The 16,014-nt window shown below is 58.1% G+C and carries 16 protein-coding genes; 11 read left to right on the top strand and 5 right to left on the bottom strand.

From position 1 onward, the window contains the following. The first annotated feature begins 12 nt into the window (after window positions 1-12). From RUM8411_RS07375 to RUM8411_RS07360, 4 genes are all read left to right on the top strand, one after another. Window positions 13-1,017, top strand: a complete 1,005-nt coding sequence (locus tag RUM8411_RS07375; protein WP_085822057.1) for an ABC transporter ATP-binding protein — start codon at window positions 13-15, stop codon at window positions 1,015-1,017. Next, on the top strand, window positions 1,014-1,787 hold the full coding sequence (locus tag RUM8411_RS07370; protein ID WP_085822056.1) for an L-iditol 2-dehydrogenase: 774 nt from the start codon (window positions 1,014-1,016) through the stop codon (window positions 1,785-1,787). The genes RUM8411_RS07375 and RUM8411_RS07370 overlap by 4 nt, the downstream gene beginning before the upstream one ends. Further along, window positions 1,787-3,295, top strand: coding sequence for a mannitol dehydrogenase family protein (locus RUM8411_RS07365; RefSeq protein ID WP_085822055.1), 1,509 nt, complete (start codon window positions 1,787-1,789; stop codon window positions 3,293-3,295). Before RUM8411_RS07370 ends, RUM8411_RS07365 begins: the two co-directional genes overlap by 1 nt. A gap of 198 nt (window positions 3,296-3,493) precedes the next feature. Then, a complete protein-coding gene (locus tag RUM8411_RS07360) occupies window positions 3,494-5,473 on the top strand; it encodes a DEAD/DEAH box helicase (RefSeq protein ID WP_085822054.1) in 1,980 nt (659 codons plus the stop codon). 70 nt (window positions 5,474-5,543) lie between these two features. Here RUM8411_RS07360 and RUM8411_RS07355 read toward each other — a convergent pair whose 3' ends face one another. The 4 genes from RUM8411_RS07355 to RUM8411_RS07340 form a co-directional block, all read right to left on the bottom strand. Next, window positions 5,544-6,728 (bottom strand): M24 family metallopeptidase, encoded by a 1,185-nt coding sequence (locus tag RUM8411_RS07355; RefSeq protein ID WP_085822053.1) that lies wholly within the window; start codon window positions 6,726-6,728, stop codon window positions 5,544-5,546. A 19-nt stretch (window positions 6,729-6,747) separates the two neighbouring features. Further along, on the bottom strand, window positions 6,748-8,121 hold the full coding sequence (locus tag RUM8411_RS07350) for an aspartate aminotransferase family protein (protein WP_085822052.1): 1,374 nt from the start codon (window positions 8,119-8,121) through the stop codon (window positions 6,748-6,750). 200 nt (window positions 8,122-8,321) lie between these two features. After that, window positions 8,322-9,257, bottom strand: a complete 936-nt coding sequence (gene pcaQ / locus RUM8411_RS07345) for a pca operon transcription factor PcaQ (protein WP_085822051.1) — start codon at window positions 9,255-9,257, stop codon at window positions 8,322-8,324. Between the two features lie 108 nt (window positions 9,258-9,365). After that, window positions 9,366-9,959 (bottom strand): NAD(P)H-dependent oxidoreductase, encoded by a 594-nt coding sequence (locus tag RUM8411_RS07340; protein WP_085822050.1) that lies wholly within the window; start codon window positions 9,957-9,959, stop codon window positions 9,366-9,368. Between the two features lie 140 nt (window positions 9,960-10,099). Between RUM8411_RS07340 and RUM8411_RS07335 the strand changes: the two genes are divergently transcribed. Together RUM8411_RS07335 and RUM8411_RS07330 are read left to right on the top strand one after the other, a co-directional pair. Further along, window positions 10,100-11,209, top strand: a complete 1,110-nt coding sequence (locus tag RUM8411_RS07335) for an Acg family FMN-binding oxidoreductase (protein ID WP_234995163.1) — start codon at window positions 10,100-10,102, stop codon at window positions 11,207-11,209. Further along, complete coding sequence (locus RUM8411_RS07330; protein ID WP_085822049.1) at window positions 11,202-11,654, top strand: MarR family winged helix-turn-helix transcriptional regulator; 453 nt, start codon at window positions 11,202-11,204, stop codon at window positions 11,652-11,654. Before RUM8411_RS07335 ends, RUM8411_RS07330 begins: the two co-directional genes overlap by 8 nt. Before the next feature lie 33 nt (window positions 11,655-11,687). Here RUM8411_RS07330 and RUM8411_RS07325 read toward each other — a convergent pair whose 3' ends face one another. Further along, window positions 11,688-12,305, bottom strand: coding sequence for a helix-turn-helix domain-containing protein (locus tag RUM8411_RS07325; RefSeq protein ID WP_085822048.1), 618 nt, complete (start codon window positions 12,303-12,305; stop codon window positions 11,688-11,690). A 101-nt stretch (window positions 12,306-12,406) separates the two neighbouring features. Here RUM8411_RS07325 and RUM8411_RS07320 point away from each other — a divergent pair, with 101 nt between their 5' ends. From RUM8411_RS07320 to RUM8411_RS07300, 5 genes are read left to right on the top strand one after another with little or no spacing between them, the layout of a single operon-like run. Beyond that, window positions 12,407-13,597: an LLM class flavin-dependent oxidoreductase gene (locus RUM8411_RS07320; RefSeq protein ID WP_085822047.1), complete on the top strand. Its 1,191-nt coding sequence runs from the start codon at window positions 12,407-12,409 to the stop codon at window positions 13,595-13,597. Further along, on the top strand, window positions 13,590-14,267 hold the full coding sequence (locus tag RUM8411_RS07315) for a glutathione S-transferase family protein (RefSeq protein WP_085822046.1): 678 nt from the start codon (window positions 13,590-13,592) through the stop codon (window positions 14,265-14,267). The genes RUM8411_RS07320 and RUM8411_RS07315 overlap by 8 nt, the downstream gene beginning before the upstream one ends. Continuing rightward, complete coding sequence (locus RUM8411_RS07310) at window positions 14,267-14,749, top strand: flavin reductase family protein (protein WP_085822045.1); 483 nt, start codon at window positions 14,267-14,269, stop codon at window positions 14,747-14,749. Before RUM8411_RS07315 ends, RUM8411_RS07310 begins: the two co-directional genes overlap by 1 nt. Further along, window positions 14,746-15,639 (top strand): alpha/beta hydrolase, encoded by an 894-nt coding sequence (locus RUM8411_RS07305; RefSeq protein ID WP_085822044.1) that lies wholly within the window; start codon window positions 14,746-14,748, stop codon window positions 15,637-15,639. The genes RUM8411_RS07310 and RUM8411_RS07305 overlap by 4 nt, the downstream gene beginning before the upstream one ends. Continuing rightward, the gene (locus tag RUM8411_RS07300) at window positions 15,636-16,010 is read left to right on the top strand and encodes a nuclear transport factor 2 family protein (protein WP_085822043.1); all 375 of its coding nucleotides are present in this window, start codon (window positions 15,636-15,638) and stop codon (window positions 16,008-16,010) included. Before RUM8411_RS07305 ends, RUM8411_RS07300 begins: the two co-directional genes overlap by 4 nt. The last annotated feature ends 4 nt before the right edge of the window (window positions 16,011-16,014 follow it).

Genomic DNA, 16,014 nt, shown 5'->3' with positions numbered 1-16,014 from the left:
GGAGCACTCCTCATGGGACGCATTCAACTCAAGTCCGTGACCAAAAGCTTCGGTGACGTGCAGGTCATCCCTCCGCTGGACCTGACCATCGAAGACGGCGAATTCACTGTCTTTGTCGGCCCCTCGGGTTGCGGTAAGTCCACTTTATTGCGCCTGATTGCAGGGTTGGAGGACATGACCTCTGGCACGATTGACATCGACGGGTCCGACGCCACTGATGTGCCGCCCGCGAAACGCGGTCTGGCGATGGTTTTCCAGTCCTATGCGCTCTATCCGCACATGACAGTGCGCAAAAACATCGCGTTCCCGCTGCGCATGGCAAAACTGGATCAGGCAGAGATTGACCGCCGGGTTGAGGGTGCTGCCAGCGTCCTGAACCTGGCCGACTATCTGGATCGCCGTCCCGGCCAATTGTCGGGCGGTCAGCGCCAAAGGGTTGCCATCGGACGCGCGATTGTGCGTGAACCGGCAGCGTTCCTGTTTGACGAGCCGCTGTCCAACCTCGACGCCGCCCTGCGCGTCGGTATGCGCTTGGAAATCAGCGAACTGCACGAACGTCTTGAGACAACGATGATTTACGTGACCCACGATCAGGTCGAGGCGATGACAATGGCCGACAAGATCGTCGTGCTTCAGGCCGGTGTCATCGAGCAGGTCGGAAGCCCGCTGGAGCTTTACCGCACGCCCCGCAATCTGTTTGTGGCAGGCTTCATCGGATCGCCAAAAATGAACTTTTTCGAAGGCGAAGAGGCCGCAAAACACAACGCTCATACCATTGGCATCCGGCCCGAGCACATCGCTGTTTCCAACACCGAGGGCACATGGTCGGGGATTGTCAGCGTCTCAGAGCACTTGGGGTCTGATACCTTCTTTCATGTCCACGAGACCGGACTGGCGGAAACGCTGACTGTTCGGGCCGACGGTGAAGTCGACTTCCGCCACGGCGACCGAATTCACCTGACCCCGCGTTCAGATGTCATTCATCGCTTCGACGCACAGGGGTTGCGGATCGGATGACGCGGCTGGCCGGCAAAACCGCTCTGATTACAGGGGCCGCGCGCGGCATCGGGCTGGCCTTTGCCAAAGCCTATGTGGCCGAAGGCGCACGTGTTACCATTGCGGACATCGATATCAACCGCGCCCGCGCAGCCGCCGAAGAAATCGGCGCAGCTGCGCTTGCCGTTGAAATGGATGTAACCGACCAGAACAGCATTGATGTCGCGATTGCGCGCACTGCCGATCAGTTCGGCCCTATCGACATTCTGATCAACAACGCTGCGATCTTCACAGCCGCTCCGATTGTCGAGATTGACCGCGGCGAATATCAACGCGTGTTCGACATCAACGTCGCCGGAACCCTGTTCACCCTGCAAGCTGTTGCGCGACATATGATCGACAACAAGGTCCGGGGCCACATCATCAATATGGCGTCTCAGGCCGGGCGGCGCGGCGAGCCATTGGTCGCCGTCTACTGCGCCAGCAAGGCCGCGATCATTTCTCTGACGCAATCCGCGGGGCTGAACCTGATCGAACACGGGATCAACGTGAACGCCATCGCCCCGGGCGTTGTGGATGGCGAACACTGGGATGGGGTCGATGCGTTTTTCGCCAAACACGAAAGCAAGGCACCGGGCCAAAAAAAGCGCGAAGTTGCGGCCTCGGTGCCTTTTGGGAGGATGGGTCAAGCCGAAGACCTGACCGGAATGGCCGTATTTCTAGCCTCGGACGAGGCCCGGTACATCGTGGCCCAGACCTACAATGTAGACGGCGGAAACTGGATGAGCTGATGGACCCTCTGGCGCATGCACATACCCCAACAAAACTGAAACGCAGCGGGCTGGATGACCTTCCCCTGACGGTCAAAACACCCAACTACGAAACCGATGAGCTGACCCCCGGTATTGTTCATATTGGTTTGGGCAATTTCCACCGTGCCCATCAGGCGTGGTACATCCACCAACTCATGCAGCAGGGTCTGGCGCAGGACTGGGCCATCATCGGGGCTGGCATACGCGGCTATGACGCCAGCATGCGCGAAAAGCTGATCGCGCAGGACTGTCTGACGACCCTGATCGAGCTTGACCCTTCGGGTATGTCGGCCGAGGTCATCGGGCCGATGATTAGCTATCTGCCAATCGAGACTGAAAATGCACCCTTGATCCGGCAGATGTCGGACCCTGCGATCAGGATCGTCTCGCTGACCGTGACCGAGGGGGGGTATTACCTAGATGCCAACACAGGTGCGTTTGACGCCACCCATGACGACATTCGCCACGACGCAGAACATCCGCATCACCCTCGCACCGCGTTTGGGGCCATCGTTGCCGCCCTGCGCCAACGCCGCGATGCTGGGATAAATCCGTTTACCGCGCTAAGCTGCGATAACCTTCAGGGCAATGGAACAATCCTGCGCAACTGTGTTGTCGGCCTTGCGCGGCTGTCCGATCCTGACCTCGCTGAATGGATCAATCACAACGGGGCGTTCCCCAACTCTATGGTGGATTGCATCGTTCCTGCGACCACCGATCAGGTGTTGTCTCAGTGTCTGGCTCTGGGCATTGAGGATCACGCCCCGGTCACACATGAGAACTTCCGTCAATGGGTGATCGAAGACGATTTCTGCGCGGGCCGACCGTCTTGGGAACAGGTCGGCGTCACTATGACAAACAATGTCCACATCTATGAAGCGATGAAACTGCGCATCCTGAATGGTGGCCACCAGTTGCTTGCGAATGTCGGGGAAATCCTGAACGTCCCGACAATTTCGGACTGCATGCAAGACCCACAAATCTCTGACTTCTTCGTGAAAGTGCAACGCGACGAAATTCTGCCCCAGGTCGCGCCCGTGCCCGGCACATCGCCTGCGCAATACCTGGACCTGGTCGCGCGCCGGTTTTCCAATGCAGCCATTCATGACACCACGCGCCGCGTTGCGTTTGACGGGTCGTCCAGGCATCCCGGCTTCTTGCTGCCCTCACTACGTGAGGCCTTGGTAACCGGATCGCCTATCGCTGGACTGGCACTGGCCGCAGCCCTCTGGGCCCGGATGTGTGCGGGAACTCGCGAAGACGGCACAGAAATCGCGCCCAACGACCCGATTTGGAGCGCGCTGCATAAAACCGCCCTTGTCGCCAAGGAAAACCCTCAAGCCTGGATCGATCAAACCGGCCTCTATGGCGAATTGGGGCAAAACCGCCTGTTTGCACAGGAGTTTTCTCATTGGCTGCCCGCAATTTGGGACAGGGGCTGCCGGGCAGTGATCGGCAGCTATCTGCGCAGTTCAAGCGACCTTTGATCTGATCAGGCCCGTAAAATCTTTCCATTCATTGCAAACTTCTGGCAAAATTTGACCCTGCCGTTGCCAACAACAATATCAAACTACGTCTATACAAACCACGTGCTACCCGTTAAGGGGCCTTCTTTAACCTTGGATGATGCGACGATTGCAAGCCTGCTTGGCCGCGCCACCTGCCCTATACAAAGAACCTCCGCCGTGAAAAAAACCATCGCAGATGCGCTTGCCCGCAAGGGCTATGATGTTTTGACCCCTGTTCAGCAAGCGGTCACCCAATCCGAGCTGGACGGCCGGGACCTGTTGGTATCGGCGCAGACCGGGTCGGGGAAAACCATCGGGTTTGGGTTGGCCATTGCCCCAACATTGCTGGGTGAGGGTGATACGTTCGGGGCATCTGGCGCGCCACTAGCGTTGGTCATCGCGCCAACACGAGAACTGGCCCTGCAGGTGAAACGCGAGCTGAGCTGGCTGTATTCCGATGCGGGCGCATTTCTTGCCTCTTGCGTGGGCGGCATGGATATGCGCGACGAACGCCGCGCATTGGCACGCGGGTCGCATGTGGTTGTTGCCACTCCGGGCCGGTTGCGTGACCACATCATGCGCGGCTCCATCGATTTGACCCAGGTGCGCGCTGTGGTTCTGGACGAAGCCGATGAGATGCTGGATCTGGGTTTTCGCGAAGACCTTGAATTCATACTGGATGAAACACCGACGGATCGTCAGACGCTGATGTTCTCCGCCACGGTCCCCAGCGCCATCGCCAAACTCGCCAAAAGTTATCAGCGCGATGCCGAGCGGGTTTCGACAGTGGGCGAACAGACGCAGCACGCCGATATCGACTATCGTGCCATGATGGTGTCCGCGCGCGACGGTGAAAATGCTATCATCAATGTGCTGCGCTATTACGAAGCCCCCAACGCGATTGTGTTCTGCAACACCCGCGCGATGGTGTCCCGCCTGACAGCACGCCTGTCGAACCGCGGCTTTTCAGTTGTGGCCTTGTCTGGCGAGTTGACTCAAAGCGAACGCTCTAATGCGCTGCAGGCTATGCGTGACGGGCGCGCACGCGTCTGTGTGGCGACAGATGTAGCCGCGCGCGGGATCGACCTGCCCAATCTCGATCTGGTGGTGCATGCCGAACTGCCCAACAGTCACGAAACCCTTTTGCACCGGTCAGGCCGGACAGGCCGCGCAGGGCGCAAGGGCGTCAGCGCATTGGTTGTTGTGCCCTCGTCTCGGAAAAAGGCCGAGCGCATCCTGAAATTCGCCAAGCTGAGCGCCGATTGGGGATCAGCACCGTCGGCTGACGAGGTAAACGAGCGCGATCAGGTACGTATGCTGGCAGAGGATGACTGGCAGGCCGACATCACCGAAAGCGAACGTGCAACGGTTGATAGACTGGTTGAGAAGTTCGCGCCGGAACAGATCGCCGCCGCCTATTTGCGCCAATACAAAAACCGCCATTCCGCACCCGAGGAGTTGGGCACGGTCAGCGTTGAGAAACCCAAACCAAGAGCAGAGTTTGGCCCAAGCGTTTGGTTTTCCCTGTCAGAGGGGCGCAATCAAAACGCCTCACCTCGTCATTTGCTGCCGATGGTGTGCAAAGCTGGCAACATCACCAAAGACGATATCGGCGCGATCCGTCTGGCGGATGATTTGTCTTACATCGAGATCCGTAAGTCCAGCGTGGACGGTTTTCTGGCGGCCATTGGACCCGCCATGAAGATCGAAGGATCAAAGGACATCGTGCGCCTGGACAAAGCGCCCGACCTGCCTGCTTATCAGCGCCCTAAATTTGATCGCGCGCCCGGTGGCAAGCCACGCCCTCGTAAAGGGGACACCAAGCCGGTTGATTGGAACGACGCCGCAGACCCGCGCCGCCGCAAGCCAAAACCCGAGGACCGCAAGCCCCGGAAACTGGTGGATCGAAAGCCCAGGGCAGAAGAAACGGACAAGGTTGTAGGCGCACCGCTGAAAGCCCGCAAACCTGCTGTGGCAAGCCCCAAGGGCAAACCTAAGCCCGAGGCCAAATCGGGCAAGGAAACCCAGTCCAAACCCCGCAACAGCGCACCCAAAGGCCCCCTACCGCCCAAAGGCAAGGCCAGCAGCAAGAAGAACCGGGCCCGGGCAGAGGCAAAAGCCTCTAAGGGCGGGAACGCAGTGCCTAAACGGCGGTAATGGTTAAGGGTTGGGTCCGCAGGCGCACGCGCTGCGGACTATCCTCTTGAACGGGGTCATCATTCCAGCATCAGGCTTTGACGAACAGCTTCCTGTCGAACTCACATAATGGCTCGGCGGTGCCCTCGTCGCGGATCAGGATGGTTTCAGTGGTCTCAAGCCCCCAAGTGTCCATCCACAAGGCCGGCATGAAGTGAAACACCATGCCCGGCTCCAGCACCGTTTCGTCCTCACTTCGGATTGAGGCTGTACGCTCGCCCCAATCCGGTGGATAGCTGAGACCAATCGGATAACCCATCCGACCCGAGCGTTCGATGCCGTATTTGCCAAGGACACCCATGAAGGCATTGGCAATGTCGCAAGTACGGTTGCCCGCGCGGGCGGCCTCAAGCCCCACGGCGATGCCTTCCAACTGGGCTTCTTCCGCGCGGCGCATGTCATCCGAGGGCCTTCCCAAAAACACCGTCCGACACAGGGGCGCGTGGTAACGGCGATAGCAGCCGGACAGTTCAAAGAACGTGGCTTCATCATCACGCATGGGCGCTCCATCCCAGGTCAGATGTGCAGCCGTCGCATCCAGTCCCGAGGGGGTCAGGGGCACAATAGCTGGGTAATCTCCCCAGTCGTCGCCTACACCGGTGATGCCCGCATGCATGATGTCCGCAACCAGATCGTTCTTGCGCAAACCGGGCTCGGCCCTTTCCAGGGCGGTGCGCATGACCTGGTCCGAAATGCGTGCGGCCTTGCGAATGAATCCCAATTCCTCGTCCGACTTGATCAGCCGCTGCCAGTTTACCAGCGCCGACGCGTCGATCAGCTCAGCATCCGGCAGTTCCGCGCTCAGAACGGCATGCGCTTTGGCAGAGTAGTAGTAGTTCTCCATTTCAACGCCGATGCGCCTGTTTCCGAAACCACGCGCAAGCAGGTGCTGTGCCAGGTCCTGCATCGGATGTACGACTGTGGATTGCACATAATGGTCGCCGTAACCCAGAATGTTGGACTGGTCCATCCAACAGGTGCGGCGACCGCCCAGCATGTCCATGTACCGGCCCCACCAGATCGGCTCACCCTCCGGGGTGACAATCACCCCCTGATGCACATAGAAGGACCAGCCGTCATAACCTGTCAGCCAGGCCTGGTTTGACGGATCGGTTACAAACAGCGCATCAAGGCCAGCAGCGGCCATGGCGGCACGAGTTTTGCTTAAACGGCGATCGTATTCAGCACGGCTGAAAGGGGCGTTTGACGGAGTCATGGCATGGTACCTCCCGGCGTTAGGACAACACGGATGTGACCGCACGTACCGTAGCAGCGACCACCTGATCAGCCTCTGCCCGCGTCAGGCAGAAAGGCGGGGCAAAACCAAGAATATCACCCTGCGGCATAGCGCGAGCGATCACATTGTCCTGCTCTAGCAGTTTGGCCGCAATCTTGGGCCCGATCTTGGCACTGGCATCAAAGAAAGTGCGGCTATCCTTTTCGGCCACAAACTCGACCGCGCACAGCATGCCTTCTCCGCGCACGTCGCCGACGTTGGGGTGTGACCCAAGGGCCCCTGCCATGGTGGTATTGAGATAGGCGCCGATGGTTCCCGCATTTTCAACCAGTCCCAGACTGTCAATCAACTGCAAGTTCGCCACACCTGCCGCAGCCCCGATCGGGTGGGCGGAATAGGTCCAACCGTGACCGATGGGGCCATTTTCATCTGCGCCGCGCTCGAGAACCGACCACATCTTGTCGGACACAATCGACCCTGAGAGCGGCGCGTAGGCGGACGTCAAACCCTTGGCGATGGTGATCAGATCGGGGCGCATGCCATAATGTTCAGACCCGAACATGGTACCAAGGCGGCCAAACCCTGTGACCACTTCATCAGCCACCAACAGAATGTCGTACTTGTCCAGGACAGCCTGAATAGCTGGCCAGTACCCGTCAGGCGGCGGCACAATTCCACCCGTTCCAAGCACCGGCTCACCGATGAAAGCAGCGATGGTGTCAGCGCCCTCGCGCGCGATGAGCGCCTCAAGGTTATCAACGCAGCGTGTCACGAATTGCGCCTCGGTTTGGCTGCGGTCCGCGCGGCGAAAGAAATAGGGCGCGTCGGTATGCAGGACTGGTTGCAGCGGCAGATCGAACTTATTGTGAAACAACTCCAGACCGGTCAACGAGCCCGTCATCAGGCCAGATCCGTGATAGCCGCGCCAGCGCGAGATAATCTTCTTCTTCTCAGGTCGGCCCAGGATGTTGTTGTAATACCAGATCAGTTTGATGTTGGTTTCATTGGCATCCGATCCAGACAGGCCGAAATACACTTTGGACATATGGGCGGGTGCGCGGTCCAGCACCATTTTGGCCAAGGTGATCGAGGCTTCTGTCCCGTGACCGACATAAGAATGGTAATACGCCAGCTCCTTGGCTTGATCCGCGATGGCATCGGCAATTTCGGGACGTCCGTACCCGACGTTGACACAGTACAGCCCGGCAAAGGCATCCAGCAGGCGGTTGCCGTCCCGATCTTCGATGTGGCAGCCCTTGCCGCCGGTCACGACCCGGTGCGGCAGGTCCCCACGTGCGAAATCGGCCAAGTGGGTTGAGGGATGAAAGAAATTCTCACGGTCCCAATTTTCAAGTTGATCATTGTGCAGCATGGCAAACCCTTTGGTTCTGGCGGCGCGCCGCCTGTTGGTACTTGAAGGGAGCCGGGTGCACGCTTGAGGACTTCTGGTCCTCGTTTGAGCAGAGTGGCTCCGCTCACCCAGACAGCAGCGCGCAATGCCTTTATTGTCGGGTTTCGTAGAATTGATTGAGCACATCGCCTGGCAAAAAATCAATGGGAATCTTCTGGTACTCAGAAATGTTCTTCGACGGGGATCAGCCCCAACGTCTTGATGGCATTGTTGACGGCCAGACTAAACACACGTGCCTGGGGTGATAGCACGTCGTCCGGGCGATGCATCAGCCCGACAGGTCCCCGGGTGATCGTAGTGTCAAAGGGCAAAGCAACCAGATGCCCGTCCGCGATCTCATTGGCGACCACGCCCGCTGATATGATCCAGATCGCGTCCGACCGGCGTGTGAACACGCGCCCGAACGCCCCAGAAACGCTTTCCAGCTGATTTTCCAGGTCGCCAACCCCATGTGCAATCAGAAGTCTGTCCACCAGCGGGCGGATTGCGGAGCCTTCAGGCGGATAGATCACCGGCCAGTCCGCTATGCGCTTCAGGTCAGGCCCGTCCAGCAACGGATGGCCTGCTCGCACAACAAATTCCACGCGTTCTTCGTAAAGCTGGGTAAAGGTGACGCCTTGCATCGTATCCGGATGCCCCAAGCGGCCGATGACGAGGTCCAGCTCACCTATCCGCAGCCGCTCCATCAGATACCCGTGCGGGCCGTCGATGATGCGCAGACTTGTGGTGCTCGCCAGCTCGGAAAACTCGGTCGCAACCGTTGGCATCAGTCGCGCGGCCACAGATGGCAAGGCACCAACCGACAGCTTTGTCCGCCCCCTGGCGTCAATGTGCTCAACACCTGACAAGCCTTGTTGCAGCGCAGCCAGAGACATTTCAGCAAAATGCAGGAACACCTCGCCCTGCCGGGTCAGCGCAACACCCCCGCGGTTTCGGATCAACAGGGTCGTTCCAAGGATGTCTTCCAACTCTTTCAGTGTTTTGGAAATCGCCGGTTGGGTCAGGAACAACTTTTCCGCCGCCAGTTTAAGGCTCTTTTCCCGGTAGATCTCGACAAAGCATTGAATGTGCCGGAATTTGATGCGGCGATCGATCATTTTCTTTCCCTAATCGGTAAGTAAATCCGATATTTGGACTATCTACATACCAAAAGCCAACATTCAATGCGCCGCAGGCTGTGATTTTGTGTGAAGGGAAGCGGTCCGTTAAACCGGCCAGCGATCAATGGTTTGAGTCACCTTTTTGCCAAACCCCTGCACATCCCCTTCCGTCAGCTTTTCGCAGTTGTAAAGCGATAGAAACTCCAACTTGCTACGCCTGGCACATCCACCAAGCAAAGCTAGTTTTAAAACCCGTTTAACTGGCTGGCGCATGACCAGCCGGTCCACCCACCAGGGCGAGCCGAGAGTCGTGACCGCCAGCACGTGCCGCAAAGCGTTCAGCCGGGGCGTAATCGACCCCAAGTCACTTGAGTGGTCAAACGCGATGCCCGGGCCCCAGACCCGGTCGAACCAGCCCTTCAGGATAGCAGGAAACCCAAACCACCAAGTGGGAAACACAAGCACCAGAGCCTCGGCCTCTTGCAGGTGTTTCACTTGTTCAGCCACCCTTGAGGCGTCATAGACATCATAGAACGACCCACGTTCCTCAGTAGACAGCGCGGGGTCAAACTCCTGATCATAGAGGTCTTCTATAACCACAGAATGACCGGATTGGATCAGTTGTTCCACAACCTTTTCAGACAGATGCCGACACAGGCTGCCGTGCAGCGGGTGAGAGATCACAACCAAACATTTCATGGTTTCCTGCCTGCCATATCTTGGCTCATGTTAAAACCTTAGCTGTACGTTCACTTGTCAAAGCCTTGCAACATCCCCTCTTGTTTAGTTCGATATCGCATTATATTGATACGATATCGTACTTTATGAGGAGATCAACCATGCCCCTGTCCCGCCGCAAATCACTTGCCCTGATCGGAGGCGGCGCCATTTTGGCCGCCGCGGTGCCTTATGGTGGCTTTCTCGCCACGCGAACCCCAACCAAAGCGCTGGAGCCCTGGGCCAAGGCCGGCACCTATGACGATCCGCGGATGCGGGCTTTGTCCTACGCCCTGCTGGCACCCAATCCGCACAATCGCCAGCCATGGCAGGCAGGTCTGATCGCCGATGATGGCCTAGCGATCTACCGCGACAAGAGCCGCAACTTGCCGGTGACTGACCCGTTTGACCGGCAATTGACCATTGGAATGGGTTGTTTCCTGCAACTGATGGAGATGGCAGCTGCCGAAGAAGGGATTGGTGTGGAAACCGAACTGTTCCCTCACGGCGACGACGGTCCTGTGGCGCAATGCAGATTTGTGCCCCAAGCTGCCTCACCCAACCCGCTCTTTGCACAAGTGATGTTGCGGCGGTCGCATAAAGAAGCATTTGAAGATCGCAGGGTCACAGCACCCGAGGCCACTCCGTTGCGGACCCATGCCCGGTTGTTTCTGGACGGCGAGAACCGCGATGCCATCCGACGGATCGCGCATGACGCCTGGATGGCCGAGGTGGAGACCCCGGCTGCATGGAAAGAAAGCATCGACCTGCTGCGCATCGGCAAGGCCGAGATTAACGCCAACCCGGACGGGATTGATGTCAGCGGATCTTTCGTGGAATCGCTGGCCCTGTTCGGCCTTGTCACACGTGAGGCGGCGCTGGACATCAACAACCCCAATGCCCGCGCCCCGATTGAAGACACCGCACAGGCCATTCGCGGAGCGCCCGCCTATGCCTTGATCGTCACACCCGGCAACACCCGGTTCGACCAGATCGAGGCAGGGCGAAACTGGTTGCGTTTGAACCTTGCCGCAACCGGGGCAGGGCTGGCCTTGCGACCGGTCAGTCAGGCCTTGCAAGAATACCCGGAAGTAAGGTCATACTACGACGAGATACATGCGCGATTTGCTCCAAACGGTGAGACGGTTCAAATGCTGGGCCTTGTCGGGTATGGCACACGAACGCCACGCACGCCGCGTTGGCCCATAGAGAACCGGATGAGAAATGCCTGAAAACAAAGTTGCTCTTTTTTTCCAAGTTTTCAATGAGGTTGGGATCATCGAGCAACTCAGCCGCGCCTTGCTTCAGGCGCAGCTTCCCCCGGGGTTTCTTGTGTCCCATTTTAGCGTTCTCAATCACCTTGTCCGCGTTCAGGACGGGCGCACGCCGCTAGAGCTGGCGCGCGCCTTTCAAACCGCAAAAACAACCATGACCCACACCCTGGCCGGACTGGACAAGGCTGGTTACGTCGAAATGAGACCCAACATCGAAGACGCGCGGTCAAAGCGGGTCTGGATCAGCGACACGGGGCGTGCTTTTCGCGAACAGGCGATTGTCTCGGTCAAACCGGATCTGGAGCGTGTCGCCGCAGAGTTTCCTGCCGATCGCGTTCTGAACCTGCTTCCGGAACTGGAAGAGCTGCGCAAGATCATGGACCGTCAGCGCGACGAAAATTGATAATCCATCTATCGGCCACACACCGCAAGATACCTACCAGCTGATCCGTACCGGTGACATCGCCCAGACCATCGTCGCCTCTTTGTCCGTGCGGTTCCGAAACCGGTGCGCGATCACCGAAGGGTAGGAGAAACTGTCGCCTTGGCGCAAGACGATCACCTCGTCCCCCAGACGCAGCTCAACCTCACCGGTTACGACAATCGCGTGCTGTTCGCCCTCGAACGTATAACCTTCGGTCAGCTCGGGCAGCGAACCCGCGCCGGGTGGGAACCGCGACAGGATCAAATAGCAATCCCCGGATAGGGTGCTGGACAGCAATTCATCCTCAAACCCCAATTCTGTTGCAGTTCGGGTATACATACCAGAAAGGTTACGGCGGTTTCCGGCCCGCACCACATGCCTGCGCTCCAGGGGTCCCGTTCCGGCCTGTATCGGAAAGAACCAATCCGGTTCCACGCTCAGCGCGGCGCTGATTTCCCGCAAAAGTTCGGCCGACACTTTGGCCGAGCCGAGTTCCATCCTGCTGAGATAGGCAGTTGAACAAGACACCTCGTCCGAGAGGCCTTTCAGGGTCAGGCCCCGCGCCTTGCGCACTTCGCGGATTTCGCTGCCCAGCCGTTGGGCGTCAGTTTCGGGAAGGTCATTAATCATACATGCGGAATAAAAGATTTTAGTTGATTTTTCTACCCAAATTCAACTTAGTTGAAATTGAGAACGTAATTCAACTACTCGCAACAACCTTAGGGATCGTCATGCGCTTTGATTTGATTGCCAATTTCAGCCCCGGAGAGACGATTCCCTGGACCCGAACGCTTGAAATGATCCTTGAGCAATGCACATTGGCCGAGCAGGCCGGGTTTACGACCGCGTGGTTCACCGAACATCATTTCGCCCATAACGGGTTCATGAACGCGCCGCCCAATCCGGTGCAAATGTGCACTCACGTGGCAGCCCATTGCAAAAAGCTGCGGGTCGGAACGGCACCGATCATCCTGCCCGATTGGCACCCGTTGCGCGTGGCCGAAGATGTGGCGATGTTGGACAATATGACCCTAGGGCGTGTGGATTTTGGCGTGGCAAAAGGCATCAACGAACGTTCAACGCTGCAGTTCAACAAGGATGCGGACCGACGGGACAACGGCAAGGTGATGCGCCTGTATCAGGAAAGCCTTGAAGTCATTCTGAAGGCCTGGACCAACGAGGCTTTCACTCACAAGGGTGAATTCTATGAGTTCCCGGTGCCAGGCTGGAAGGAAACCAACCGCTTTTTCGAACCTCTGGACCCGCGTTACCACGCTGAGGACGGCGAATACAAAGCGATGTATGTGCATCCGCGCCCCTATCAGGACGGCCACCCACCGGTTTGGTTGATGTCGAACGCACCGCCGACCTTCAAGCTTGCGGGCGAGAAAGGCTGGGGCGTGATCTCAATGTCCGCTGGACCCAAAAGCACACTGAAATGTTGGGAACCCTACCGTGACGCGCTGTCCAAACGCGAAGGGCGTGAAGTGAAACTGGGCGAAGGTGTGGGAGTCTGCACCGCATTCTATGTCGGAGAGAGCATGGAAGAGGCAGACAGAACCATCCGCCCGGCGATCAACGCATATTATGAGTTCCTCGGCGGCTCGCGGCCTGCGGGCGAATGGACCAAGCATGGCTACCTGGATGTCGGCGAGGAGATGACCGCCGAGGACGAAGCGATGGACTGGTTCGATTTCCTCAACAAACGCGGCATCATCGTCGTGGGCGACGCCGCTTTTGTGGCCGAACGCTTTGCCGAAAAACAAGAGACCATCGGGTTGGACCACCTGATGCTGATGCAGCAATACACCGGCGTTCCTTACGAGAAGATCCTGGCCAGCTGGCATCGCCTGTTCGAACATGTCGTGCCCAAATTCGGCACTGAATCGATCGCTCAGAAACGGGTGCTGGCTGATGCTTGAGATCTGGGGAAGGCCTTATTCGTCAAACGTGATCCCGGTGATCTGGACCGCCAACGAGCTGGGTCTGGCCTATACCCTGCAATTGGCGGGCGGTAGCTTTGGCAAGCTGGACACGGACACTTACGCGCAGATTAACCCCAACCGCATGATCCCAGCGATCCGGGACGGGGATTTCGCGTTGTGGGAAAGCCTGGCCATCGTGCGCTATCTGTGTGATCGCTATGGGTCGGGCACGCTGAGCCCATCCGATGTCCAAACCCGCGCCGTGGCCGATCAGTGGATGGAATGGTCGGCAAGCCTGGCCTTCACGCCGGTGATCCAGCTGTTTTTCGCCACGGTCCGCACCCAACCGAACCAACGCGACTCCGCCAAAATTACTGCTTTGCGGGATCAGGCGCACAAGGCACTGTCGGTGGCCGAAGGGCATCTGGCGGATCGTCCCTATGTTTGCGGTGACGCATTTACGATGGGCGATATCCCCCTTGGCTGCGTGGTGTATCGCTATTTCACGGTCGAGGTTGATCGCCCACCTCTGCCAAATGTCGAGGCCTGGTATCAGCGCCTGGCGGATCGCCCCGCCTTTCAGGACCATGTCATGCGGCATTTCGGAACTAACCCGGATGAGTGGGCGGCCTTGGAAGAGGCTTGCGCCAGCGAAGGAGTACTGTGATGGATATCCGCGATTATCGATTAGCGCTTGGCTCATTTCCTACCGGCGTCACAATCGTGACAGCCTATGACTGCGACCACCAACCCTGGGGGCTGACGGCGAACTCGTTCACTTCGGTCTCGCTAGACCCACCCGTGATATCGGTCTGCGTCGCCAAATCCGGCCGGGTGTTCCCTACCCTTTCCGGATCTGATCACTTCGCTATCAATATCCTGTCCGCCGACCAGAAAGATCTGGCGCTGCACTTTTCCAGCAATGTTGAAAACCGGTTCACCGATACGGACTGGACCCCTGGCCATGCGGCCCCCTTGCTGCCCGGTGCCTCGGCGCATCTCGATTGCACCGTTCATGACCGTATTGATGCTGGCGATCACGAGATTCTACTGGGCCGGGTGCTGGAGTATACGCACGCACCTGTGCCCCCCCTTGTCTATTGCCGCGGTAGCTTTTTCCCCGCGCCCCAGCCGGAGGCTTTGAGATGAGCGATAATCTGATTTATCACACCCGCTTTTCCCCGGCTGAGTTTGATGCCCAATATAACCTGCGCGCTGGTCGACCTGATTATGAAGAAACCATCATTCCCAGCTGGGCCGCCGATAGCGAAACCGCGCGCAGCACGCTCACATGCCAGATTGATAACCGCTATGGAGCGGGCGAAAAGCAAAAGCTCGACGTGTTTTCATGCGGTGACAGCGCGGCGCCAACGCTGGTCTATTTTCATGGCGGGTACTGGCAACGCGGCGACAAATCGATCTACAGCTTTATTGCGCCACCCTTTGTAAACCGGGGTTTTAACGTGGTGGTGGTGGGATATGATCTGTGCCCCTCCGTCACGATCACCCAAATTTCGGAACAGGCGCGCGAGGCGATGACCTATATATGGCGCAACGCGCAGGAGCTTGGGCTAAACCCTGACCGCATTACCGTGATGGGTCATTCGGCGGGCGGGCATATCACGCAGATGATGATGGCCACGGACTGGCCCACCTATGCCGCCAACCTGCCGGCGGATCTGATCAAGGCAGGCATCCCGGTTTCTCCGCTTAGTTATCTTGAGCCGGTGCGCCTGACCGAGGCGCTGAATGCAGGCATCCGCATGGACAAGGCCGAGGCTGAGGCGCAAAGCCCGATGACCAACCACCCTCCGGTCACAAAAGCCCCGCAACTGGTTGTGGTCGGTGGTGCGGAAACGGCTGAATTCCATCGCCAGGCCCACATGTATGTCGAGACCTACGGCGCCGACCGCCCGATGGGCCTTTATGTCGTGCCCGAGGTCGATCATTTTGACGAATTGAACGTGCTTGTTGATCCGGCAAGCCCCTTCTTCAAACACAGCTGTTACATGCTTCAGGGAAAAGGACCAAACCTATGACAGCACTGACCCAAGATCTGGTGGATTCCGTTGGCGACGCCTTCAACGCCAATGATATCGACGCCGTAATGAAGCATTTCGCGCCGGACGCGACCTTTGATCATGCTGTTGGCCCTGAAGAACACGGCGTGCGATTTGAAGGCGCGGACACAATCCGAAGCGTGTTCGCGGGCCTGTTTGACAAGGTGGAAAACGTCCATTGGCAAACGCTGGATTGCGCCATTTCCGGCAACAAGGCCTATTGCGAATACCGTCGCACGGCCACGCTTAAGGACGGTACGACAGAAGCGTTTCTCAGCGTCGATATCCTGACCTATCGCGACGGGCTGATCGTTCACAAGGACACGTACTACAAACAGCGCATCGGGTGAGAAT

The sequence above is a fragment of the Ruegeria meonggei genome, from assembly GCF_900172215.1.
GTDB lineage: Bacteria > Pseudomonadota > Alphaproteobacteria > Rhodobacterales > Rhodobacteraceae > Ruegeria > Ruegeria meonggei.
Note: the sequence above shows the minus strand (reverse complement) of the source record. Positions and strands in the feature narration are given on the sequence as shown.

What these genes read in the sequence shown, in the direction of transcription:
- RUM8411_RS07375 (WP_085822057.1), top strand. Translation starts at nt 13, where the DNA reads ATGGGACGCATTCAACTCAAGTCCGTGACCAAAAGCTTCGGTGACGTG.
- RUM8411_RS07370 (WP_085822056.1), top strand. Translation starts at nt 1,014, where the DNA reads ATGACGCGGCTGGCCGGCAAAACCGCTCTGATTACAGGGGCCGCGCGC.
- RUM8411_RS07365 (WP_085822055.1), top strand. Translation starts at nt 1,787, where the DNA reads ATGGACCCTCTGGCGCATGCACATACCCCAACAAAACTGAAACGCAGC.
- RUM8411_RS07355 (WP_085822053.1), bottom strand. Translation starts at nt 6,728, where the DNA reads ATGACTCCGTCAAACGCCCCTTTCAGCCGTGCTGAATACGATCGCCGT.
- RUM8411_RS07350 (WP_085822052.1), bottom strand. Translation starts at nt 8,121, where the DNA reads ATGCTGCACAATGATCAACTTGAAAATTGGGACCGTGAGAATTTCTTT.
- pcaQ (WP_085822051.1), bottom strand. Translation starts at nt 9,257, where the DNA reads ATGATCGATCGCCGCATCAAATTCCGGCACATTCAATGCTTTGTCGAG.
- RUM8411_RS07340 (WP_085822050.1), bottom strand. Translation starts at nt 9,959, where the DNA reads ATGAAATGTTTGGTTGTGATCTCTCACCCGCTGCACGGCAGCCTGTGT.
- RUM8411_RS07335 (WP_234995163.1), top strand. Translation starts at nt 10,100, where the DNA reads ATGCCCCTGTCCCGCCGCAAATCACTTGCCCTGATCGGAGGCGGCGCC.
- RUM8411_RS07330 (WP_085822049.1), top strand. Translation starts at nt 11,202, where the DNA reads ATGCCTGAAAACAAAGTTGCTCTTTTTTTCCAAGTTTTCAATGAGGTT.
- RUM8411_RS07325 (WP_085822048.1), bottom strand. Translation starts at nt 12,305, where the DNA reads ATGATTAATGACCTTCCCGAAACTGACGCCCAACGGCTGGGCAGCGAA.
- RUM8411_RS07320 (WP_085822047.1), top strand. Translation starts at nt 12,407, where the DNA reads ATGCGCTTTGATTTGATTGCCAATTTCAGCCCCGGAGAGACGATTCCC.
- RUM8411_RS07315 (WP_085822046.1), top strand. Translation starts at nt 13,590, where the DNA reads ATGCTTGAGATCTGGGGAAGGCCTTATTCGTCAAACGTGATCCCGGTG.
- RUM8411_RS07310 (WP_085822045.1), top strand. Translation starts at nt 14,267, where the DNA reads ATGGATATCCGCGATTATCGATTAGCGCTTGGCTCATTTCCTACCGGC.
- RUM8411_RS07305 (WP_085822044.1), top strand. Translation starts at nt 14,746, where the DNA reads ATGAGCGATAATCTGATTTATCACACCCGCTTTTCCCCGGCTGAGTTT.
- RUM8411_RS07300 (WP_085822043.1), top strand. Translation starts at nt 15,636, where the DNA reads ATGACAGCACTGACCCAAGATCTGGTGGATTCCGTTGGCGACGCCTTC.